This is a genomic window from Natrinema gelatinilyticum (assembly GCF_024266705.1).
Lineage (GTDB): Archaea > Halobacteriota > Halobacteria > Halobacteriales > Natrialbaceae > Natrinema > Natrinema gelatinilyticum.
On sequence record NZ_CP100757.1, the window covers coordinates 1,594,559 to 1,617,347 of the forward strand.

The following is a 22,789-nucleotide window of genomic DNA, read 5'->3' on the forward strand; positions in this document are numbered from 1 at the left end:
TACATTCGACAGTAGTAACGCTTTTGAGCGTTTAGCTGGACTACCAAGTAGGAATGCTAGCGGATCCCGTACTTGTTATCGTCGATCTGCAGTACGATTACTGCAAGCCCGGCTACGCGATCGACGAAGCTGACGACGTCGGTCACGTGCAACCGGCCGTCGAACGGACGAGCGAGTTCCTCGACCGGTACCGAGCGACAGGGCGAACGCCGATCATCGTTCGAACGCATCACGACGAGCAGTCAAACGCCTCGACGTGGGAGTCGATGTACGCCGACCGGCCGTACGACTCCCTGTGCGAACCTAAAACGAAGGGCGCTGAGCTAGTGCCCGAAATCGATCGGCGAGAGTCGGACGTGCTTATCACCAAGCATCGCTACAGCGGGTTTTACAATACACCCCTCGAGACGTACCTTTCCACGAACGACGTCCGACACCTCCTCGTCGCCGGCGTCTCGACCGACGTCTGTGTTGAATCGACGGTCCGGGACGCATGTAATCGAGGTTACGAGGTCACCGTTTTGACCGACTGTACAGCGGCATCTCGCCCGGACGTGCAGGAAGGAACCCTCGGTCGACTCCAGAAGTACTTCGCCGACGTTCGTCCGGCCGCCGAGGTCGAAGCAGCGCTCCGGCCGCCCGAGAGCTCGGATCGCTGATCGAGGCCGAACGCGATCGGAACCATATGATGCGGTTCCAACATCGGTTATGCCCGTTACAGCGGCCAGGTGTAAAAAAGAGGACGATCCGACGATAGACGTCGGTACCCTTAGCTGTAGTTGCTGATCGCGTCCTCCGACGGAACCGGTGTCAGTAAACTCATGACGATGTACGATGCAAACGCGAGAACGAGCGCACCGAATCCGTAGTGCATTCCGAACAGCCAGGCTGCCGGGATTAGTTCGAAGAAGAACGCGATCATTGTGACCGTCCCGATTATCATCGAGACTATCGCGGCAACGCCCGTTCCACGCTGCCAGTAGATGCCGAGGAACACTGCCGGCGCGGTCGTGGCGAACCCGGCGACTGCAAGTTCGCCGAGTTGAAAGATCCCTGCCGGCCGCGTCCAGGCGAGCAGGAACGCCAGCCCGACGACGACGAGCAAGAACACCTGCGTGATGCGGACTTCCCGTTCGTCGCTGATGTCGGCGTCCACGTACTGTCGGTAGATATCGCGGCTTAACATCGAACCGATCGTCAACACCTGCGAGTCCGCCGTCGACATGAGGGCGGCGACGCCCGCTGCCATCCCGACGCCGAAGATGATCGGATGCATTAGCGCATCGATCATGAGCGGAATCACGTAATCTGGGCTCGCTACCGCCTCAAGGTCGACGAACCCGAGCGCCCAGATTCCGAGTATCACAGCGAGGAAGTTGACCGGAATGATGATCGCACCGTAGAGGATCCCCGATCGTTTCATGATCTGTGCGCTCTCGGCGGAGAAATACCGCTGGATAGCTTGCGGATACGCGGCTACACCGATCGCGAAGACGGCCATGAACGTCAGTACGTACGTCGGCGTCCACACGCCGAACGGTCCGCGAAGCGTGAATATGTCGGGGTTTTCCGCGACGACGGATGTAGCGACCGCGTTGCCGCCGATAGTCACGTTCACGTAAACGAAAACCCCGACGAGGACGCCGAAGAGGATGAGCGCTTGCACGACGTCCGACCAGACGACGCCGCGCATCCCTGCGATGTGGAGGTAAACCGCCATGAACGCCGTGAGGGCTGAGATTGCGACGACGTAATCGATTCCCATCAGCGACTCGATCGCGACCCCGCCGCCGATGATCTGCGTTGCGATGAACGCGACGAGGAAAATGCCCGTTACGGCCACATACACGGTCGATGCTAAACGGCTCTCGTACCGTTCGCGGATGTATTCGGGCGGCGTTACGAGGTTTCTGCGCTTTCCGATCTCGTACAATTTTACGCCGATTAGAATGAACAACAGCGCGTAAAACGGCCCCCCTAACCCCATAAACGAGTAAATCCCGAACCCGGTAGCCGACGCCGCCGCTCCGACGCCGAAAAAGGTGAACGAACTTAGGACCGTCGCGAGAAGAGTGAGTGCCAGCACGACAGTCCCTAGCGTCCGTCCAGCCACATAGAAATCGGTCGGTTCGTGTGTAGTGAATCGGCTCGCGTACACGCCGATTCCGAACATCCCCAGCATGTACGCCAGAAACACGCCGACGGCGAGATCGACGTTGATCATTCGGTCGTCGCCTCCGCGGAAGCTCCGACGATACCGGTCGTTCGAACTGTGAAGACGACGAGTACGAGCATGACGTAGTAGATTGCGACGGAGAGCCATCCCCATAGCGGAACGCCGAGATAATACGATTCCGGCGATCCGGTAAAGAGATACAGCGGCGCTACCGTCAAGACGCAAACCGCACCTACTGCGGCGATCGCACCCGCTGACTGTTCGAATCTCGTTCGCAATTCAATGTCGTTAGTTCCCATGGTGGTACACACCAAGTATCACTTGATAGAGTCAAACGAGTAAACATGATACCTATACGCATAAGTGGTACAATCGCATACCTATTCAGTGATCTCAGCGAATCGGCAAGTACCGGGGCGGCCGAGAAGAGCCAGTAACCGATCACGAGAGCAACTTATGCAATTAGGGACACTTCGAAGTCTGACCCGCCGAATCGACAGGATCGAGAGCAAAGACGCCGCTATTCGGGAGTTAGTCGGCTGGGTAAGCAGCGGCCTAGAACTTGAATCAGTCGCGTATATTCGAGACGGGGATCGAATCTTGCGTCCGGTCGCTTCCACCCTCGAAATCGACGTTTCACCGGTCACGGTGGCGGACGAGAACAGTACCGGTAGCGCCTTCGGAGACAAGATGGCCGTTCTCCGTGAGCTCGATACAGTGTTTCCCGATAGCAGGTTGCCGTTCCAGGAGGGTGGGGCTATCCCGCTCGGAAACCACGGGCTTCTCGTCGTTTCCCGTGATGGAGAGCGAGACGAATTCGCAACGGACGCCGTAGAACTCGCGGCCGCGTACGTCGAAAGGGCGCTCGACGATATCCAGTATCGAACGGAAATTCGCGAACTCGATCAGTCCCTGCAGGAGCGGACGGACCGCTACGAGCGGATGGCGCGGATAACCGAAAAGGTTCGAAAGATGGATCAAGCGTTGATTCAGGCGAATTCGCGCGACGAAATCGAGCGCGTCGTTTGTGAGCGACTGTTGACAAGCGATCGTTTTTCGTTCGTCTGGGTTGGCGAACTCGATCGCGACGAAACGCTTCGGTGTCGTCGCAGTGCTGGCGACGGTTGCGGCTATATCGACGAGATTTCGTTACGCGTCGCCGGTTCCGTCGAGAACGCCCCGCCGACGTGTCAAACGGCGAAAACGGGTGAGGTAACGGTCATTTCGGACATTGCTTCCGAGTCTGACGTCTCGTGGCGCGATCTAGCGATCTGTCGTAACTTCTACTCCGTCGCGAGCATTCCCCTGGTTTACGAGGGGATCGTATACGCCGTGGTAACGATCTACGCCGACAGACCGTTCGCGTTCGGTGAGCTGGCGCTGTCCGTACTGATAGAGATGGGCGAGACGATCGGATACGCTATTAATGCTTCCGAGGCAAAGCAGACGCTGACGAGCGATGGTACGGCCGATATTCGGTTTCAAATCGTCGATCTAGACGATCCGTTCGTCGCGCTCGCAGACCGTCTCGAGTGCGAGATCGAGGTGAAAACTGTATCAGCACGATCGCCCCGGCACTATGTCGCCTATGCCATGATCAGGGATGTCGATTCAGACTGCGTCCATCGGGCTGCGCGATCCATCGACTCCGTTACCGACGTTTCGTTTATCGCCGAAAACAACGGACAGATATTCGAGATATCGATAACCGGCTCGTGTATTCCGGTTTCGCTCGCCGATCTCGGTGCGAAACCTCGTCTGATCACGGCTACTGACGGTCGGGGGTATGTAACGATCAGCGTTCCACCAGAAACGGACGCGCGGTCGTTCGTCGAACAGGTCCAAACGATCTTTCCGACGGCAGAGCCCGTTGCTCACCTCCAGGGGTCGTCTGAGGCCAGCACAGATCTATACGCACTTGAGACGCCGTTAACCGACAGACAGCAAGAAGTACTTGAAGCGGCCTACTTCAGCGGCTTCTTCGAGTGGCCGAGGAATTCGACCGGCGAGGAGATCGCCGCGTCGCTCGGTATTTCACAGCCGGCGTTCCTTCAACACCTGCGAGCAGCCGAACGGAAGCTCGTCGGTGGACTTTGCGAATACGATAAGACCGATACTTGACATTACCTAGATCTCCTTCATTCGCGTCCCGGAAACGGCTCTGTACGGGTTCGTTGAGGTTCGGTAGCGATTACAGGAGACAGCCTCCCGAGTTGGTGACGGGCTTTCATCGATTTTCCGCAATCGACGGTGCCATCGTACCATTCCTGAAGTCAACGCTGAGATCGCCGTCATCAGCGTCGCGCAACCGCCAGTTATCGATCGAGAGCGGAGTAAGCGAATCGTTCGAACCGCGTCGGCGAATGGTATCAGCAGTTAGTTTACCGTAGCACGCTCCGGAACAAGTCGTAATCAGGTTATCCCTCGAATTGCTCGTTGGAAGAACGTTACAACGTGGTGGACTCTCTCGTTATAATTAGCATCTTCGAGATCGATTTTCAGCATTTTACTCGAATATTCTACGATACTCGTCGTACTCGGCTCGAAGTGCCCGTTTGTCGTCATCGGTGATCATGAATAACTAGCTGTCGGCGATCTATTCCCGTTCGAGTAAGCGCACGCTCTCAAGATTCAAAAGGCGACGTTAGGCAATTTGGCTCGACATTCCAAGTTGATCGGTGAGCGATGAATCGGTGATCGTGATGTCACCGGTTAACTCCTCCTCGAGCGTGAGCAGTTCAAGAACGCGTATTTCGTCGTGTCCGACGATAAATCGAAGTGCCTAGTAAGTGGTTTGGAACGGTGCGGTGAAAATGTATGTTAAAATACGATACCGAACAGAATTCGGTGAAAGGAGTTACCTGTTTTCGACCGGGAAATGCATCAATCGTGCCGCAACGCCCAGGCCGCCCCCGGCCTGGGCAGTTACCTCGGGGGAATCGCTTCTCGATGGTCACAGGAGTCCAAGCGATTCCGGATCGGACAGTCCATGGAAGGGACGGTCACCTCGTGATGTCCCGGAACGAGTGCTTCACTCGAATACCTGGGACAAGTTGTATCTCTTTATCTCTATCTATAATTAGGTGAATAAATGGGTAATAATTGCCGCATTCAGCCGAAGCAGACGATAGATGGTCCCTGATTTCAGTCGTCTTTCTGTTTGAGACGGACGTCACGTAAATCGATCGTCCAGAGGCAGCATTTCGAGACGGCACAGACAGACGAGCGGGTATAGGGTTACATCTCTCGGAGTCCTTCCTCAGCCAACTTCGGCAGAACCTTGTCAGGCGAGTACGGCAGTTCGGTGAACCGAATTCCCGTCGCATCCGCGATCGCGTTTGCAACCGCGGGGAACGTCGTTACTGTGGAGCACTCGCCGAGTCCCTTCTGCCCGTGTGACGTCGTCGGATCTGGCGTTTCCACGTGGGAGATATCGTCGCTCCAGATCATCGGTACGTCGGCCGCCGTCGGGAGGTGATAATCGACGAGATTCCCGTTCATCAAATTCCCGTTGCTATCGTACTCGTAGTTCTCGAGGAGGACCTCCCCGAGGGCCTGGACGATACCGCCCTGGACCTGTCCTTCGGCGAGTTTCGGGTTGATGACGTTACCCGCGTCTTCCGAGACTGCCACGTCGCTGACCACGACTTCTCCAGTCTGTGGATCAATCTCGACGACCGCGGCTTGAACCGCAAACGTGTACACGTGCGAGACACTCCCGGTGCCCGTTTCGTGGTCCATAAATTCCCCTTCTTCGGTCTCGAAGCGCGCTTCCCCGATCAGAGAGACGCCATCACGCATGTGCTCGGGACGTTCGTTTTGATCACCGAACGTCGCGAAGTCACAGAACTCCTCGAATCCCATTCCGTTGTCCGGATTCCCCGATTCGGAGATGCGCCCATTGCGCAGTACGACGTCAGATTCGGGGATATCCAGCGTATAGGCGGCCAATTCGACGATTGTTTCTTTAACGTCTTCGGCGGCGCGTGAGGCTGCTGTTCCGGCGAAGATGGTGCTTCGGTCTGCCCAGACCCCCATATCTTCCGGCGTCACGTCAGTGTCGCCGATGATCAGATCGATTCGGTCGATGTCCACGCCGAGGGTATCCGCAACCATCTGGCCGATCCCGGTTTCGGTACCCTGTCCGATATTCGCGGTCCCGGTGTACACCTTCACCTTCCCGTAACGGTCGATCTTCACCATCGCACCGGCGAAGTCCGCGCCCTTCGCGCTCTTGTTCCCGTTCCGTTGCATCACAGTCCCGAGACCAACGCCACGGAGTTTGCCATCGCGAGTTCTGTACCCACCCCGGTGGTCGTCCCAATTTATCATCTCCCGCACCCGATCCATGCACTCGTGGATGTCGGTCGCTCGGAACTTCAACCGCGTCGCGGTTCGGAGGGGCTGATCTTCCAGCTTCGGCATATTTTGGAGCCGGAGTTCGATGGGATCCATATCGAGTTCCGCCGCGGCCATGTCGATGAGCTGTTCTAAGCAAAACATGAACTGCGGATTCCCGAACCCTCGGACGGCAATACCGGGCATTACGTTCGTGTACACGACCCGGTAGCCGATGTTCTGGCTCGGTATCAGGTACGGTCCGCCGGCGGTTAGTGCCGACGAGAACGAAACGACCTTCGCGTAGTTCGCGTATCCGCCAGAGTTCTGAAGCATGTCCACGTCGAGTCCGACAAACTCACCGTCTTCGGTCACTCCCAACCGACCAGTGAGGTACTCGTCGTAGCGTCCGCGTCCTGCTTTCATCTCTTCGAGTCGATCGAAGACCATCTTGATCGGCCGTTCGGTCACCATCGCTAGGACCGAGACGGCAACGTCGTGGGAGTACCGACCGATCTTCTGGCCGAATCCGCCGCCGACGTCCGGCAGCTTACAGGTGATATCGGTTGGTTCGAGGTCTTTCACGGCCGTCGGGATGAGTTCCGGCAGCCGATGAGGTACCTGCGTCGAGGCCCAGATCGTCAGGTGGTGGTCGGCGGAATTGAAGTCGGCGATGATACCGTGTGGTTCGAGCGCGTTCGGATTCGTTTTGCTCGTGTGGAACGATTCCTCAACGATCAGGTCGGCGTTTTCCATCGCTTCGTCGATATCTCCGCCGCCGACGGTCGCACCTTCGTAGATCAGATTCCCGTCGACCGGGCAGTCGAGATCCGCGTCGAGTTCCGGGTGGATGAGCGGTGCATCTTCTTCGAGTGCCTCTTGCGGAGTCGTTACCGCGTTGAGTCGCTCGTACTCAACGCGAACCTTGTCAGCGGCTTCGACGGCCGTATTCCGATCTTCCGCCAGGACGATCGCGACTTCGTCACCGACGTACCGAACCCGATCGGAGGCCAACACCTCTTCGTCAGGGAAGTCGTTTTCGGGATGACTGAACTGTTCGACGTACGGATCGATGTTTTCGGCAGTCCAGACGAGTTCGACGCCGGCCATCGCCTCCGCCTCGCTCGTGTCGATATGCTCTATTTTCGCGTGAGCGTGCTGACTCCGGACGAAGCGAGCGTGGAGCGTCCCCGGCAGCTCCATATCGTCGACGTATTTGCCATTGCCGGTGACCAGTTTTCGACCGAGCTTGCTGTTGATCCGCTCGCCGACGGCCGCGTTTGCTTCCTCTAGACTGCTCTCAGGTTCGGTTTCCGCTACCGGTTCCGTTAATTCGCTACTCATACTGTCCCTCCATGGAATCCGCCGCGTCCATGACGCTCTCGACGATCTTCGCGTAGCCAGTGCATCGACAGATGTTCCCCGCGATGTGTTCTCTAACCTCGTTTACGGTCGGATCTGGATTCTCCTCGAGTAACGCGACCGAAGAGAGGACCATCCCGGGCGTACAATATCCACACTGCATCCCGTGTTCGTCCCAGAAAGACTGTTGCACCGGGTGAAGGTCGTCACCGTCTGCGAGCCCTTCAATCGTCGTAAGCTCACGCCCGTCGATCTGCACTGCGAGCATGTTACAGGACTTGACCGCGTCGCCGTCTAACAATACGGTACAGGCCCCACATTTGGCTGTCTCACAGCCACGATGCGTCCCAGTGAGATACCGGTGCTCTCGAAGATACTCCGAGAGGAGCGTTCGTGCGGGGATCGTATCTTCGTACTCTGTTCCGTTTATCGTCACTTCGATGGTTACGCGTTCGTTGAGCATCATTCGTTCTCACCTGCCCGTTCTATCGCCGTGTCCAGCGCCCGTTTCGCGAGAGTCTTCGTCATCTCGATTTTGAACTCGGGCGTCCCTTCGTGATCACCCACTGGGGTGACGTTCTCCCCGGCGAGTTCGGCCGCGGTAGCCACTCGATCGTCCGTCGGTTCCTGGTCTTCGAGATGATCTTCGGCTTCGGGAATTCGGATTGGACCCGGTTCGACCGCTCCGGTCACGAGTCCGACGTCGGTTACCACGCCGTCGTCGAGTCTCACGATTGCTCCGACGGTCGCGACGGGGTACGCACCCTCGCTCGGTTCGTATTTCTCGTAGCCGGTGCCCTGGTTATCGTCGAGAACCGGGAATCGAACTTCAGTCACCAGGGTGTTCTTGTCGATGTCCGTCTCGTAGAACCCGTGATAGAACCCGTCTCCGCTGTACCAGTCGGTCCCGTCGACTGTCTCGGCGACAATCATTGCGTCAAGGAGTGTCGCTAACACCGGTGGGTCGCCGGACGGATCGGCGTGGGCGATCGAACCGCAGAAGGTCCCCCGATTTCGAACCTGCATGTCGCCGATCTCGGCTGCGACCTCCGCAAGTACCGGACAGTGTTCTTCGACGACCTCCGACCGTTCGACGTCGACGTGACGTGCAAGACAGCCGATTCTGATTTCATCGTCGGTCAGTTCGACATAATCGCGGTCGGGCAGCCTGTTAATGTCGATGAGACACTCCGGCTGCGCTGCTCGCAACCGGAGCATCGGCATTAGACTCTGCCCTCCCGAGATGATCGCAGCGTCGGTGCCGTGTTCATCGAGGAGTGTACACACATCCTCGACGCTTTCCGGGCTCGCGTACTTAAAATCGTGCATCTATCCTCTCTCGGTCTATTTAACCGACCTAACCGTATTATATCTTCCCCCTCTCAACAAAATGTCGCCTCACCGGCGATCGATGAGGTGCGTCGCGGGCGAGTCACCGTGCGACCAGTTGCGATTCCTCGCGGATTTCGCGTTTCTTCCGATCGTTCGCGAACGGATTCCGTCGTTCGGAAGGTCTCTTATGGTACCGTATGCGATAAATATAGGTAGGAGAACCACGATACTCGGTACGAAGCAATGGTTGAGCAAGCCACAGAACCGGTTAGAGACCTCCGGGATTACGTCGGTCGACTTAACGAAGAAGGATTGCTACGAACCGTCGAAGGGGCCCACTGGAATTACGAAATCGGCGCCCTGACCGAGATCGGCGCACGAGTCGATAACCCGAAAGCGATGCTCTTCGACTCGATCGAAGAGTACCAGGACGGATATCGCATCCTGTCGGTACCGTACTTGACCGACCAGCATCACGCAATTGCGCTCGGGCTGGATCCCGAAGCTTCCAGCGTCGAGATCGTTCGACAGTGGAAAAACAGGATCAGCGACGTCGAACGAATCGAGCCGAACGAGGTGTCGACTGGTCCGGTACAGGATAACGTCTTCGAGGGTAACGAGGTCAATATCTGGGACCTCCCGGTCCCGATCTGGCACGAGCAAGACGGCGGGCGGTTTATCGGAACGGGGAACGCCGTATTCACTCGCGGACCTGAAGATGATGATAAGTGGAACTGGGTGAATGCCGGAGTGTACCGCAATCAGGTGCACGACGAAAACACCCTCGGCATGTTCGTAAACCAGACCAATCAGGCGGGTCACCAAATGCAAAAGTGGTGGGATCGGGGCGAACCCGCACCGATCGTCATCGATCAAGGCCCGGATCCGTACGTCTACGCTGGAGCCTGTGCGAAACTCGCAAAGGGTGACTCGGAACTGGAGTATGCAGGCGGTCTGAAAGGGGAGCCGATCGACGTTGTCTGGGACGACGACACCGGACTGCCGGTTCCCGCCCGGTCCGAGATTGCGATCATCGGTGAAGTTCCGCCGCCGTCGGAGGAAACTCAGGCTGAAGGGCCATTCGGCGAGTGTTTCGGCTACTACGCCGGGGGTGCCGGAATGGAAGAAGAGCGGATGGTCATTAACGTCAAGAAACTCTGGCACCGGGACGATCCGATCCTGAAGGGATGCCCCGAACTCAAGGACCAAGCGCACGTCCACGCGCTTGGCGCCCACCTCGGAACGAGCGCTAAGGCTTGGGAAACGCTCGAGGACAACGTAATGAACATCGAGGGCGTCTACTCGCTGTATCAAACCTGCCAACAGGGATCGAATATCCTGGTTATCTCCATCGAACAGGAGTTCTCCGGACACTCCAAGCAGGCCGGTCTGGCAGCCCTCTCAGCTCAGAACGCGATGACCTCGAACATGATGACGGTCGTCGTCGACGAAGACATCGATCCGTCCGACCCGGAAGAAGTCTTCTTCGCGATGACAACTCGGTGTACCCCCGAAGAGGACGTCGACGTAATCTCGAATACGCCGACGTTCGAACTCGACCCGCGAACGCCTCCGAAAGCCCGCGAACGACGGGACTTCACGAACTCGGCTCTCATCGTCGACGCGTGCATTCCGTTCGACTGGAAAGAGGAGTTCCCCGATGTCGTCGACTTCGATGAAGAGTACAAAGCGGAACTCGAGGAGAAATTCGACATCGCCGAATGGGACTAACTCGGAGCCGACAGCGCCAGTCCGCGATAGTCGACACTATTTTTGCGATTGTCGGTCAACATCAGACATCGACTCGTCTATGAGCAGTTTCAGTTCCACGACCGAGAACGGTTACACAGGAAATCTCGTCAAATTTTGTATCGCACTACGCCAGGAAGGCATACCAGTGTCGACAGACCACGCGATCGCCGGCGCCGCAGCCATCTCCGAGATCGATCCACTCGAGCGGGACCAGTTCTATTACGCGCTGAAATCGACGCTTCTAGACGATCAGGCGCATCGACCGATATTCGACGATCTGTTCGTCGAGTATTGGGACGAGCTATCATCGGAGGCCGAACCGGATCGCGATCGACCGAACAGCGGCGACGTCGATGTCGAGGAGACGATCGCAGACGAGGACTCGTCGGTCGAAGACGGCGATGAGCCCACAGACGTGCCCGCGGAACAACCGCCACACAGTAGTGGCACGCCCGACGTGAGCAATCTCCCTGACGGCCGGACGAACGACCACGAGGGCGGATCCGATAAGCGTCGAGGGGAAGCAGACGAGGAGGTCGCTCTCGAGATCGGTCAACAGGATCGAGCGACGCTCCCTGCGGTCTCGTTTACCGGCGACGACTTGGCGGCCGAAACGCTGTCGCTGCTCGTGAAAGACCTCGGCTGGCAGCTCGGAACGATTCGCGGGTTCGAATCCAACCGTGATCAGTCGGGCGATCTCGACCTCCGGCGATCGCTCAATGCCGCACGCGAACCCCATCCAGGAAATCTCCCGCGGATCTCGAAGGAGCGATCCCAAGTACGGGTCCGGTTTTTCGTCGACGTAAGTCACTCCATGCTCCGCAATATGGACCGGGAGTTCCTGCTCCTGTTTTTGTTCGAGTGCATGCGCCAGTACGTCGACGTCAGAACGTTCTTCTTCGACACGAAGTCGACGGAGGTGACAAGGTACTTCCAATCAGCCGACATCGGTCGCACTATTGAAGAGATGCGTCGGGCACGGACCGAGTGGGGAGCGGGAACGACGATCGGCGCGTGTCTCGAAGAAATTCTCACAGTCGACCCGTTCATCGTCGATCACGACACGATCGTCGTCGTGATCAGCGACGGCTGGGATGCGGGCGATCTCGAGCGGCTTCGCGAGCAACTGCACGAACTCACTCGGCGGAGCCAATCGATCATCTGGCTTAATCCGCTGGCGACGTCGCCGAACTACGAACCAAAAGTCAGCGGAATGGAAACCGCACTTCCTTACGTCGATCACTTCTTCGGATTTGCCGACGTTGACGATCTGCGAGAGGTCGTGGATGAACTGCGTTCGAGAGCGTGATCGCGTCCCGTCGTTGCACAAGTCTTTATACCTCGTTCGTTCTAAGTGGTAGGTATGGCAGATCGTGTCATAATCGGAATGACCGGAGCGACCGGACAAATATACGGCATTCGAGCCCTCAATCTACTCAGAGAGACGGAATACGAGTCCCACGTCATTCTCTCGGAGAGCGCGCGGATCACGATCAAACAGGAGACGGAATACACTCCTGCGGAACTCGAACAGATCGCCGACGAAACCTACTCCGTGAAGAATATCGGAGCCCCCACTGCGAGCGGGTCGTTCGCAACCAAAGGTATGCTTATCTCCCCGTGTTCGATGAAGACGCTTTCGAACATCGCGCACGGGAACGCGGGTGACCTCATCACTCGCTCGGCGGACGTGACGCTGAAGGAGCGAAATCCTCTGGTAGTGATGCCGAGGGAAAAGCCATTGAATCGCATTCATCTCGAGAACATGCTCAAAGTAACCGACGCCGGCGGGATTATCATGCCGCCGTTTCCGTCGTTCTATCAACACGAGACCGATTTCGATAAGATGATTTCGCGGACGGTCGCCAGAGCGCTCTCGCTCGTCGACGTCTCTGTCGAATTCGAGGAGTGGAGCGGCCTCGAAAACGAGGTTGTTCAGTAGTAAGTGAGCGAATGTACGCACTGGCCGTCGAATGCTCTCCTAACAATGACTGCGTTCGACGCGGTCTCTCTTGGGATCGTACTTTCGGTCGTAGCGGCGGTTTGTCTCGCACTCACGTCTCTCACCATCCGTCTCGGTACCAACAACGGCCGTTCGAGCGACGCACTCGTCGTCGTCTTGCTCGTGAACATCGTCACCTTCGTCCCCCTCGCGTTGTGGATTGCACATCCGGGGTATTCGATATCGTTGTGGGCGTTGTTTGCGTTCATCGCCGCAGGAATCGTCGGGACGCTCCTCGCACGAATACTCTACTACGCAAGTATCGAGCGTATCGGTGCGAGTCGGTCGGAACCGATTAAGGCATCTCAACCGTTGCACGCCACGGTCATCGCCGTTGTTCTCCTCGAAGAAACGGTTTCTATCCCGCATTTACTCGGTATTCTCCTCATCATATGCGGTGTCGCGATTATTTCGATCGAGATGATGAACGCATCCGTCGACCCGATTACGGACCCCTCTTGGTCCACCCTTGCATTCCCGTTCGCCGCAGCCTTTTTCTTCGGCCTTGAACCGATCTTCGCTTCGATCGGCTTCGAAACGGGAGCGTCCGTTTTCGTCGGACTCGCGCTCAAAACGATGAGCGCAGCCGTCGGGTTTTTCGCATATCTCGGCTGGAAGGGAGCGCTGTCGGTCGAACCGTTCCGCGCGTCGGCCAGTCGACGATGGTACCTTGCTGCAGGCGGGGCGAATACGCTATTTTTGTTCAGTTATTATACGGCGCTCGAGATTGCGCCGGTTTCGGTCGTCGTGCCGATTCTTCAGACCAGTCCGATTTTCGTCGTCCTCATGTCGGCGGCGTTTCTGCAGCGATACGAGCGAGTGACCTCCCGGCTTATCGGAATGACGCTCATCGTCGTCAGCGGTAGCGTTCTCGTCACGTTGTTCAGCTAATAGACTAGTCACCAGAACCGGAGTATCCTGCAGCATGGGGGGAATTTAATAACGAGGAATTCGACTTCTACTCATGGACGTTGTAGACCTTACTCAACCGTGGGATGATAACTGTCCCTCGTGGCCCGGTTATCCAGATCCAAGTACCTACTTCGTAAAGCGTTTGACTGACGACAAAGTCAACGCGCAGATGCTTGAGATACCGAACCACAACGGGACGCACCTCGACGGCGAACGCCATTTCGTGAGCAACGGCCGCCCGATCGGGGAAGAACCGCTGGACAAACTTGTCACTGAGGGCGTTGTCGTCGACATTTCCGACGAGGTCGACGAGTTCGGGATGTACTCGAAAGAGGATCTCCTGAAACAGCCCGTCGAGATCAAGGAAGGCGACGCACTCATCGTTCACACCGGCTGGCACAAGTACGGTTACAACGCCGAGGAGGCCGACGTTGAGAAGTACTTCCTGAAGCATCCGGGACCGGACCTCGAGTTCCCCGACTGGTGTCTGGAAATGAACTTCAAGTGGCTAGGTATCGACAACGGCAGCATGGACCACCCCATGAACGGAGCCCTGCGCACCCACCGCCCGGACATCGCCAAACAGGCCGAGGAGAAGCTGGGTGACCTTGACGAGCTGTTCCCCGAGGATACCTACCACATCATGCACAACAAACTCTTCCCCGAGGGCATGATCCACGCCGAAAACGTCGGTGGCGACATCGAAGAAGTACTCAACGAGCGAGTCACCCTCGGCTGTTTCCCCCTCCGGATGATCGACGTCGAATCTAGCCCGATTCGAATGGTCGCGTTCCGCGACGCCTGAACCCACTCTGTTTTTAAAGGTAGAGTAGGCCGAGCGCCTCGAGGCTTGATCCCGATGTAGTTCAAATGAGCCGATGATGGCACAGTTGTGACCCGTAGATACTCGGCGACCGACTAGCGTATCTCGTTCATCAAATTCTACGGATTCTTGGGTCATTGGACGGTGCACACGGATCGTCGTCCAGTCGCACGTCAAATAGGATGGTTAGCGTCCGAATCTATAGTGCATCCGGTGGTGAAGAGCGAATTGTATGAAAACCACCTTTTCAGTTTTACACGCGGTCCTGTCGACTGGCTACCGTCGGAACGGTGTGGAGGGCGTTTCGGATTACTCGATACCTTCCGGATACTCGACGTTCACCGTCACACGCATGGTCGATGGGAATCCCATCCGCGCGATCTCCGTCGCTTGGGCATCGGTCAGCTCCGTCGATCGCTTGATGACGTCGCGTTTCCACTCAACATCGAGCGGGATCTCGTACTGTTGATTCGTTCCTTTCGGATACGGAACCTGTTCGCCGATCCACTCCTCGTAGCGGGAACGAAACGCCGATTCGGCGTTACGGTTAATCTCCGCCGAAATTTCGTCGAGATCCTCGGCGAGGGTCGCGAGTTCGCCGCCTTCCGAGATCGACGTTCGAACTGCAGTCTGGAGATGCCCTTCGGGAAACAGTTCGGTCGGAATCGACACCGTCGAGTCTACGTCGTGAACGATGCTCGGCTGACCCATCTGTCCGTCGACGGGCAGTCTTACTAGCTTTCCGTCGTCGGTGACGTGTTCCGTCCGTACTTTCCGCACGCCTGCTTCCAGGACGATCCACGAGTGTTCGATCTGTCCGAAATCGCGGCGAACGGTGAGCGGCGTTTCGAGTCCCTCGTTCCAGAGGTTGATATCACCTCCGGGGGCGATCGTCTTACCGCCGTCGTACTCGCAGACGTATAGATTGGCCGCCGAAAGCTCCTGGTCTGATGAAGTCATCCGTTCGGGACGTACGATGTACCCGAAGAATTAAATCGTTTTCTCTACCTCAAGCCGGTTACCGCCATACTCGTGGTCTCCGTTATCGCATGCCGCTGGGCCGATTGTCAACGGGCCGGACGATTCACGTACTCGTCGAGGTCAATGTTCTTCCAGACCTCTTCGGGCGGCTCGCAGTGAGGGGGATACTCAACGTCTAGGGGTTTGGTGGCGTCGATGAACACTTTCGTGTCGACGCCGCCGTCCGTGTTCGGCCATCCTTCCCCGGTCGTCGCGACGGGAATGAGGTCTTCGACGTACGCGTCCTTGATGAAGTTGAAATCGCGATCCGGCCGTGTCTTCATCGAAATCGCCCACCAGACGTCCGCGAGATCGCGCGGATCCTGTTCTTCGTCGACGACGACGATCGGTTTCGGGAAGTATTTTGCGGAGGCCGCCGCGATCGCCGCTTGCTTGCCGATCCCTTCGTACTCCTTTTTGACCTGAATGATCGCCACCGTTCGGCTAGCTTCTGGCGGCATGTAGACGTCAGTCACCTGCGAAACGGCGTCTTTGGCTTTCCGATAGATGTCTGCTTCCATCGGAAGTTTGCCGTGGTTGACGTGATCGATGTACGGATTGTACACGTCGTAGTAGATCGGATCTTCCCGGTGGGTAATCGCTGTAATCTCCGTGACCGGTGACTCGCGTTCCTTTCCAAGCAGGTACGTGAACTCACAGAACGGCCCTTCGCGTTCGCGGACGTTCGGGAGGACGCGGCCCTCGATGACCAACTCGGCGTTCGCGGGCACCTTGAGATCGACCGTTTCACAGTCAACCAACTGCAGCGGCTCGTCCAGTACGCCGCCGATGGCGGAGTACTCGTCGTCGATGGTGTGGACTTGGCATCCAAACACGGCCGCCGGATGGTGGCCGATGTAGGCGGCGAACTCCATCGGTTCGTCCTCTGCTTCGTGCCGACCGAGGATCGAGTACGCGTGGGTGCCCTGTGCGAAGAACACACCCGTTTTCTGCTTGTCCTTTTTCATCATCCGGTAGATGCCGGTATTGTACCGATCGTTCTCCTCGTCGTAGCAGACGAACACCTCTCCGTCGAGGAACGGTGCCGGTTCGGCAGGCGTGTGTGTCAACAGTGGAATATCGTTCAGCGACGCGTCGTCGCCCGTTTTCACTACGTCCTTGACGGAGCCGTCGTCAACGTACTCGGGGTCGTTTCGGTTCTCGACGCGGTCGATATAGTCTTCGAGCATCTCGTCGACGTTCGAATCGATGGCTTCCGCAATCCGTCGATCGGACGCACAGACGTTGGTCAGTACTCGCCAGTTCGGGTAGCCCTCGATATTCTCGCAGAGTACGGCCGGATATTCATCTTCCTCCTGAAACTTCCGGACGAGTCCTGCGATTTCGAACTCGGGATCGACTTCTTTTTCGATACGCTCTAGCTCGTTGGGTGCTCGTTCCTCTAACCGCGCGAGGTAGCTTCGCAAATCTTTCATAGTTAACTCCCTGCGTTGAGATAGCAGTTGATTGACCAGCCTATTAAGGTTTCGGTAAATACTGGTAACCCGTGTTGAAATACTAGTCGTTCGACGATCACATCTTGTCACCGGGACCGAAAACGTATTACGAATAACGCATGATAACACGTCTGACGGAGTTAGACACTCATGACCGAACTAACGCTGACGGTCAACGGAGAAGAGCACACGGTGGACGTAGATCCGGCGAAGCCATTAGCGGACGTCCTGCGTGACGACATGGGATTGAAAGGCACGAAACAGTCGTGTTCGACGGGGATCTGCGGCGCATGTACGGTGCGCATCGATGGCGAAGCGCGCAAGTCCTGCCTGCACATGGCCGGCGCCGTCGAGGGCGCAGACATTCGCACCGTCGAGGATCTCGTCGACGCCAAGACCAAGGAACTTCACCCAGTCCAGGAAGCATTTCTGGAGGAGTTCTCGTTCCAATGTGGCTTCTGTACTCCAGGCTTCCTCAACTCGACGCTCTCGCTGCTCGAGAAGAACCCGGACCCGACCGAAGAAGAGATTAAAGACGCACTGCACGGGAACATTTGCCGGTGTACAGGCTACGTCGCCATCCTTGAGGGTGTCAAAGCCGCCGCCGACAAGTACGATCCCGAACCCGAAGTCGAAGCTGCAGGTGATTAAGCATGACCGAGACATACTCGAACGATAATCCAGAGGAATTGCTGTCGGTCGTCGGAGAGAGCGTCGTCCGCGAAGACGGCTTCGAGAAGCTGACCGGGAACGCGGAGTACGCCTACGACGTGGAGTTCCCGAACATGCTGTGGACGTCGTTCGTCAAGAGTCCGTACGCCCACGCGAGGATCGAGGACATCGATACCAGCGCGGCCGAGGAACTCGACGGCGTTCACGCCGTCCTCACCCAGGACGACTTCCCTGACGAACGCTTCGGTGACGGCCTCCTCGATCAGACCGTACTCGCCGACGAAAAGGTGCTGTTCGAGGGCCACTACGTCGCGGTGGTGGCGGCCGAGTCGCGCCGCCTCGCCGACGAGGCGACCCAACTCGTCGACGTCGAGTACGACCAGCTCGAACCGGTCGTCGACGGCGAAGAAGCCTTCAAAACGGATCCGCCCGAGGTCATCCACCCGGACCTCTTCGAGTACGAAACCTCCGACGTCCTCCCGCCAACCCTCGTCGAGGACCGACCCAACGTCTATCAGAACTACACCGTCGGGAAAGGTGACGTCGAGGTAGGATTCGAGGAGGCCGACCGCATCTACGAGGACACCTACCGCACATCCCCCATTCAACACGTCCCGATGGAACCGCACGTGGCCGTCGCGCGGCCGGAAGGCAACCACGAAATGACGATCTGGACGTCCTGTCAGGCCGTTCATAAGATCAAGAACATGTCCGCCCGGATCATCGACCTTCCGTCGCGAAAGCTTCGGATGGTCGAACCGTACGTCGGCGGATCGTACGGCGGCAAGGAAAGCCCATTACTTGAGCCGATCGTCGGCCAACTCGCAAAGGCGACGAACCGACCGGTGAAGGCTGTTCATTCCCGCGAAGAGGAGTTCAAAAATGCCACGGTGAGCGGGGAGAGCCGAATTACCGTTAAAACAGGTGTGACTGAGGACGGCGACATCGTCGCCCGCGAAGTGGAGGCGCTGCTCCCCGGTGGCGCTTACACCTCCACGGGCTTCCTGGTCGCTCGTAACTGTACGTTCGGAACGGCGAACAGCTACGACATTCCTCACCAGTACACCGAAACGTACGGCGTGTACACAAACACGCCAGTCTCTGGATCCTTCCGCGGTTTTGGCGTTCGCCAAATGCTGTTCCCGCTCGAGAGTCAGATCGACGAGATCGCCCGGGATCTCGGCATGGATCCCATCGAGTTCCGCAAGCGGAATCTGCTCGAGGAGGGCGACGTCACCGCGTTCAACGAGCGTCGCCAGCACGTCGTTTCGGAGAAATGCCTCGATATCGCTGCGGAGAAGATCGATCGGCTCGACACCTCGTCGCCCGACGACGAGACCTTATCGGGCGTCGGTATCGCGCTGGTGAACAAACACAGTCTCGCGCCGACGGCGTCGTCGGCGACGGTCAAGGTCCACCCGGACGGCTCGGTCGAACTCCGCTATTCCTCGGACGAGATCGGTCAGGGAAATACGACTGCCATGTCCCAGATCGTCGCCGAAGAATTCAGTATCGACGTCGAGGACGTCGAAATCGTGCGGGCGGACACGGACGTGACGCCGTTCGATCAGGGCTCGATTTCGAGCCGGTCGACGTTCAATATGGGCCACGCGGCACGGCTCGCCTGTGACGACGCGAAGGAGGAACTGTTCGAACAGGCAGCAGACGTCCTGGAGATCCCGCCGGAAGAACTCGAGACGAGCGACGGGCGGGTCTATCCCGAAGGCGATCTCGATCATGGGATCGAGATCGAGGACGTCTTCACGAAGGCTATCTACGAGTCGGGGTATTTCCTGCAAGAAGGCGGCGAGATCATCGGCAAAGATACATGGGTTATGGAAGCAGGTGATCCCGAAGAGGGCGAAATAGGACGTGTTAACTCGTTCTACTCGGAGGGGATTGTCGCCACGCAACTACGCATCGACAAGCGTACCGGTGCTGTAGACATCGAGGATCTAATCGGCGTCTTCGACGTCGGAAAGGCGATCAATCCCAAGCTGGTCGAGGAACAGGTTATCGGCGCGCTCAGTATGGGTATCGGGTCTGCGCTGTATGAGAAGATGGAGTACGATCCCGAAACGGGGCGGACGATCAACGCCAACTACTCCGATTACAAGATACCCACGTTCCACGAGCACCCGATGGATATCGACTCGGTCGTCCTCGAAGAAAGCCATCCTGAGGGCCCCTATGGAGCGAAGGGGATCGGTGAAGTTCCGATCGTCGGTGTGGCTCCTGCATTCGCCAATGCGGTCAGGGATGCTATCGGAACGCGCCTTCACGAAATTCCGCTCACACCGGAGAACATTCACCGGCAGTTGGATTGAGTGGATGTAACAATACTGGCAATTTTCTCACGTATTTTATGGAAAATTTTCGGAACGGTTGATTGAAATTCTTAGATAGTTATTTGTTGTTCTTCGATATATAGGGTGATAATGTCTAGCAAAACAAAGACACTCAAGATCGAAAAGCTCATAGATTCAATCGAAGATTTCGGAGGGAATGAATACGAACTCGATCACCTCCCCGAAGAACGCCGAAAATCGATTTTCGGCCTACTCGCGGTGTGGGCGGCGGCGACCATCGTCCCGTCCGGGTTCCTCACCGGCGGTGCAGTCGGGGGAAGTCTCACAATGGGCGAGTTCTTCGTGGCGTTTTTCGTTGGCTCATTACTGATGTTCGTAATGTCCTGTCTCGTCGGATTCATCGCTCACGAGGTCGGATTAACGTTTCATACGCTCTCGAGGTACTTCTTCGGGACGCGAGGGTCGTTTATCCCGTCTGGATTACAGGTGATCACGCGCGTCGGTTGGGGTGCCGTTTCACTCGCGTTCGCGGTGTCGTTCGTCGTTAGCATGGCGGGAGTTGACTCGTTCTTTGGGGTCACGGCCATAATCGGGTTCTTGTACCTTTTGTCCGCGCTCTTCGGGTTCGAAGGGATGAAGATAGTTAGCTATGTCGCGATCCCAGTGTTCCTTGTCGTGTACCTCTGGGGACTGTTCGTTCCGATCGGCTTCGAAACGCCAGGAATGCCCGCGGAACCGATATCGTTGGGCCAAGCGATGGGCATTGCCGCCGGGTTCTGGGCTGCCGGAGCGCTGGTGTCGGCAGACTGGCTCAGATACGCTCGTTCCAGACGTGATATCGTCGTTTCCTCCGCAATCGCCCTACTCGGGTTCAACATGATAACCCTCGGGTTGGGATTCTTCAGCGTCGTCAGCACCGGAAGCTCGGATATTACGCAGGGGATGGCCGACGTCGGCTACATCATCCCGGCGACGATCGCGTTGATCTTGATCACGTGGACGACCGTCGATAACTGGCTCTATTCAGGTTCGCTCGGATTGTCGAATATCACGGGAGTACGAAAGATCTACGGCGTCGTTATCACCGCCGCGCTCATGATCGGGCTCGCAGGATTCCAGATACACACACTCATCATCCCGTGGATCTCACTCCTCGGCGTCTTCTTACCGGCGCTGGCGGGTCCGATTTTCGTGGAATACTACGTTATCGGGAACCGAATGGAACACCTAAGGCTCGACGAGATCGAGTACGGTATCAACGGAGTCGCGATCGGCGCTTGGGGGATCGGATCCGGAGTGGCCTTCTTTACGCCGGACGCTTACGTCGTCCCGGTCGTCTCAGTCGTCGCGAGTTGTATCGCCTACTACGTCCTGTATCTCGGCCTGCGGGAGACGCCACTATACTCTGTCGGTGCGACGGCCAACTAATCCAGCCGACATATGAAATTTGGATTTTTCCCGACGGAAGGCGGAGCCGAGTTCGACGTCGTCCTCGACCAAGCGAAACTGGCGGAATCAGTCGGATTCGACTCATGTTGGGTCTGCGAACACCACGAGAGTCCCGAGAACTACTGGCCGGCACCGTTCACCCGACTTGCGTCTGTAGCGACTGCGACCGAGGATCTCGAGATCGTAACGGCAGTCGCTGTGACACCGCTACACAACGCCGTCGAAGTGGCAGAGAACGCGCTAGTACTCGATCAGATTTCCGAAGGTCGGTTCACGCTCGGCGTCGCGGCCGGCTACGTTCCGGCAGAGTTCAATGCTTACGGTGTTTCGATGGAGGAGCGCTTCCCGCGGTTCGTCGAGAGCGTGCAGTTGCTCGATCGGTACCTGAGCGCGGATGACTCGTTCTCGTTCGACGGCGAATTCTGGACGCTCGAGGACTGGCAGCCGATTCCGACGAGTCGTCAGGAGCCGCGACCGCCGCTCATCGTCGGCGGGTGGGGCGAGAAGGCTCTCGAGCGAGCAGTCCGGCTCGGCGACGGGTGGATGCCCGGTGGGACTGCTGATCTCGAGTCTCTGGTCTATCGTCAGCAGCGTCTCTACGAGATAGCGGATGACGACGGAACCGACCCAGAGGAGTTAGTCTGTCCGCTCATGCGCGAAGTCGTCATCGGTGACACTCGTACGGAGGCGATGCGACTCGGTCGGCGGTACCTGCACCGGGCTTACACGGATGAGTACGGTACCGATGATTGGGCGCATCCACTCATTGATCGATCGACGGCCGCCGAGTTCGAGACGCTCGCGGAAGACCGATTTTTCGTGGGTTCGCCAAATGATATCATCGCGCAGATACAGCGATTCCGAGATCGATTCGACACCGATCACATCGGGTGTCGCTTTCATTTTCCCGGAATGGATCCCGAGACAGTTCGTCGTCAGATCGAACTGTTCGGGGATGACGTCATTCCGTCGTTTTCATAGGGTCTGGGAGCGGCTCGCGACGCGACATTGCAAGTGACGGTCCGTGCCGGCGCTATCCGTCTATCGTCCTCGTGAGCCGATTTCGCCAACCGAAGATGGCCTCCGCAGCTGCCGTGTCCTATACATTCATATGCGATCGCTGTGACACAATACCTATGATCGTAGAAATCGAGGTTGATCACGGGGTCGTGTATCAGTGCACTG

At 57.3% G+C, this 22,789-nt stretch carries 18 protein-coding genes; 11 read left to right on the top strand and 7 right to left on the bottom strand.

What is annotated here, in order from left to right; genetic code table 11:
* Positions 1–53 precede the first annotated feature (53 nt).
* Positions 54–659 carry a cysteine hydrolase family protein gene (locus NJU76_RS25590; protein ID WP_254533221.1) on the top strand — a complete coding sequence of 202 codons (606 nt, stop codon included), beginning with the start codon at positions 54–56 and terminating at the stop codon, positions 657–659.
* Between the two features lie 110 nt (positions 660–769).
* On the opposite strand, the gene NJU76_RS25595 is transcribed toward NJU76_RS25590, so the two are convergent.
* Positions 770–2,224, bottom strand: coding sequence for a sodium:solute symporter family protein (locus tag NJU76_RS25595; RefSeq protein ID WP_254533222.1), 1,455 nt, complete (start codon positions 2,222–2,224; stop codon positions 770–772).
* Complete coding sequence (locus NJU76_RS25600) at positions 2,221–2,475, bottom strand: hypothetical protein (protein ID WP_254533223.1); 255 nt, start codon at positions 2,473–2,475, stop codon at positions 2,221–2,223. The genes NJU76_RS25595 and NJU76_RS25600 overlap by 4 nt, the downstream gene beginning before the upstream one ends.
* Positions 2,476–2,632: 157 nt before the next feature.
* Here NJU76_RS25600 and NJU76_RS25605 point away from each other — a divergent pair, with 157 nt between their 5' ends.
* Positions 2,633–4,297: a bacterio-opsin activator domain-containing protein gene (locus NJU76_RS25605; RefSeq protein ID WP_254533224.1), complete on the top strand. Its 1,665-nt coding sequence runs from the start codon at positions 2,633–2,635 to the stop codon at positions 4,295–4,297.
* A 1,116-nt stretch (positions 4,298–5,413) separates the two neighbouring features.
* Here the strand turns inward: NJU76_RS25605 and NJU76_RS25610 are convergent.
* The 3 genes from NJU76_RS25610 to NJU76_RS25620 are packed head-to-tail and all read right to left on the bottom strand — an operon-like array spanning position 5,414 to position 9,205.
* Positions 5,414–7,858: a xanthine dehydrogenase family protein molybdopterin-binding subunit gene (locus NJU76_RS25610; protein ID WP_254533225.1), complete on the bottom strand. Its 2,445-nt coding sequence runs from the start codon at positions 7,856–7,858 to the stop codon at positions 5,414–5,416.
* Positions 7,851–8,342 (bottom strand): (2Fe-2S)-binding protein, encoded by a 492-nt coding sequence (locus NJU76_RS25615; protein WP_278002497.1) that lies wholly within the window; start codon positions 8,340–8,342, stop codon positions 7,851–7,853. The genes NJU76_RS25610 and NJU76_RS25615 overlap by 8 nt, the downstream gene beginning before the upstream one ends.
* The gene (locus NJU76_RS25620; RefSeq protein WP_254533226.1) at positions 8,339–9,205 is read right to left on the bottom strand and encodes an FAD binding domain-containing protein; all 867 of its coding nucleotides are present in this window, start codon (positions 9,203–9,205) and stop codon (positions 8,339–8,341) included. Before NJU76_RS25620 ends, NJU76_RS25615 begins: the two co-directional genes overlap by 4 nt.
* A 246-nt stretch (positions 9,206–9,451) precedes the next feature.
* Between NJU76_RS25620 and NJU76_RS25625 the strand changes: the two genes are divergently transcribed.
* The 5 genes from NJU76_RS25625 to NJU76_RS25645 all read left to right on the top strand — a co-directional run bounded on the left by NJU76_RS25625 (position 9,452) and on the right by NJU76_RS25645 (position 14,679).
* Positions 9,452–10,939: a UbiD family decarboxylase gene (locus NJU76_RS25625; RefSeq protein WP_254533227.1), complete on the top strand. Its 1,488-nt coding sequence runs from the start codon at positions 9,452–9,454 to the stop codon at positions 10,937–10,939.
* A 166-nt stretch (positions 10,940–11,105) separates the two neighbouring features.
* The gene (locus NJU76_RS25630; RefSeq protein ID WP_254533228.1) at positions 11,106–12,269 is read left to right on the top strand and encodes a VWA domain-containing protein; all 1,164 of its coding nucleotides are present in this window, start codon (positions 11,106–11,108) and stop codon (positions 12,267–12,269) included.
* 54 nt (positions 12,270–12,323) lie between these two features.
* The gene (locus tag NJU76_RS25635) at positions 12,324–12,902 is read left to right on the top strand and encodes a UbiX family flavin prenyltransferase (RefSeq protein WP_254533229.1); all 579 of its coding nucleotides are present in this window, start codon (positions 12,324–12,326) and stop codon (positions 12,900–12,902) included.
* Positions 12,903–12,947: 45 nt separating this feature from the next.
* Positions 12,948–13,853: a DMT family transporter gene (locus tag NJU76_RS25640; RefSeq protein WP_254533230.1), complete on the top strand. Its 906-nt coding sequence runs from the start codon at positions 12,948–12,950 to the stop codon at positions 13,851–13,853.
* A gap of 73 nt (positions 13,854–13,926) precedes the next feature.
* Positions 13,927–14,679: a cyclase family protein gene (locus NJU76_RS25645; protein ID WP_254533231.1), complete on the top strand. Its 753-nt coding sequence runs from the start codon at positions 13,927–13,929 to the stop codon at positions 14,677–14,679.
* Positions 14,680–15,006: 327 nt separating this feature from the next.
* Here the strand turns inward: NJU76_RS25645 and NJU76_RS25650 are convergent, their stop codons facing one another.
* On the bottom strand, positions 15,007–15,657 hold the full coding sequence (locus NJU76_RS25650) for a hypothetical protein (protein WP_254533232.1): 651 nt from the start codon (positions 15,655–15,657) through the stop codon (positions 15,007–15,009).
* 107 nt (positions 15,658–15,764) lie between these two features.
* Entirely contained in the window at positions 15,765–17,153 is a 1,389-nt protein-coding gene (locus NJU76_RS25655; protein WP_254533233.1) for a UbiD family decarboxylase, read from the bottom strand.
* Positions 17,154–17,324: 171 nt separating this feature from the next.
* Between NJU76_RS25655 and NJU76_RS25660 the strand changes: the two genes are divergently transcribed.
* From NJU76_RS25660 to NJU76_RS25675, 4 genes are all read left to right on the top strand, one after another.
* Positions 17,325–17,825, top strand: coding sequence for a (2Fe-2S)-binding protein (locus NJU76_RS25660; RefSeq protein WP_254533234.1), 501 nt, complete (start codon positions 17,325–17,327; stop codon positions 17,823–17,825).
* 2 nt (positions 17,826–17,827) lie between these two features.
* A complete protein-coding gene (locus NJU76_RS25665; RefSeq protein ID WP_254533235.1) occupies positions 17,828–20,173 on the top strand; it encodes a xanthine dehydrogenase family protein molybdopterin-binding subunit in 2,346 nt (781 codons plus the stop codon).
* Positions 20,174–20,284: 111 nt separating this feature from the next.
* Entirely contained in the window at positions 20,285–21,583 is a 1,299-nt protein-coding gene (locus NJU76_RS25670; protein ID WP_254533236.1) for a cytosine permease, read from the top strand.
* Positions 21,584–21,595: 12 nt separating this feature from the next.
* Positions 21,596–22,585: an LLM class flavin-dependent oxidoreductase gene (locus NJU76_RS25675; protein ID WP_254533237.1), complete on the top strand. Its 990-nt coding sequence runs from the start codon at positions 21,596–21,598 to the stop codon at positions 22,583–22,585.
* Positions 22,586–22,789: the final 204 nt, after the last annotated feature.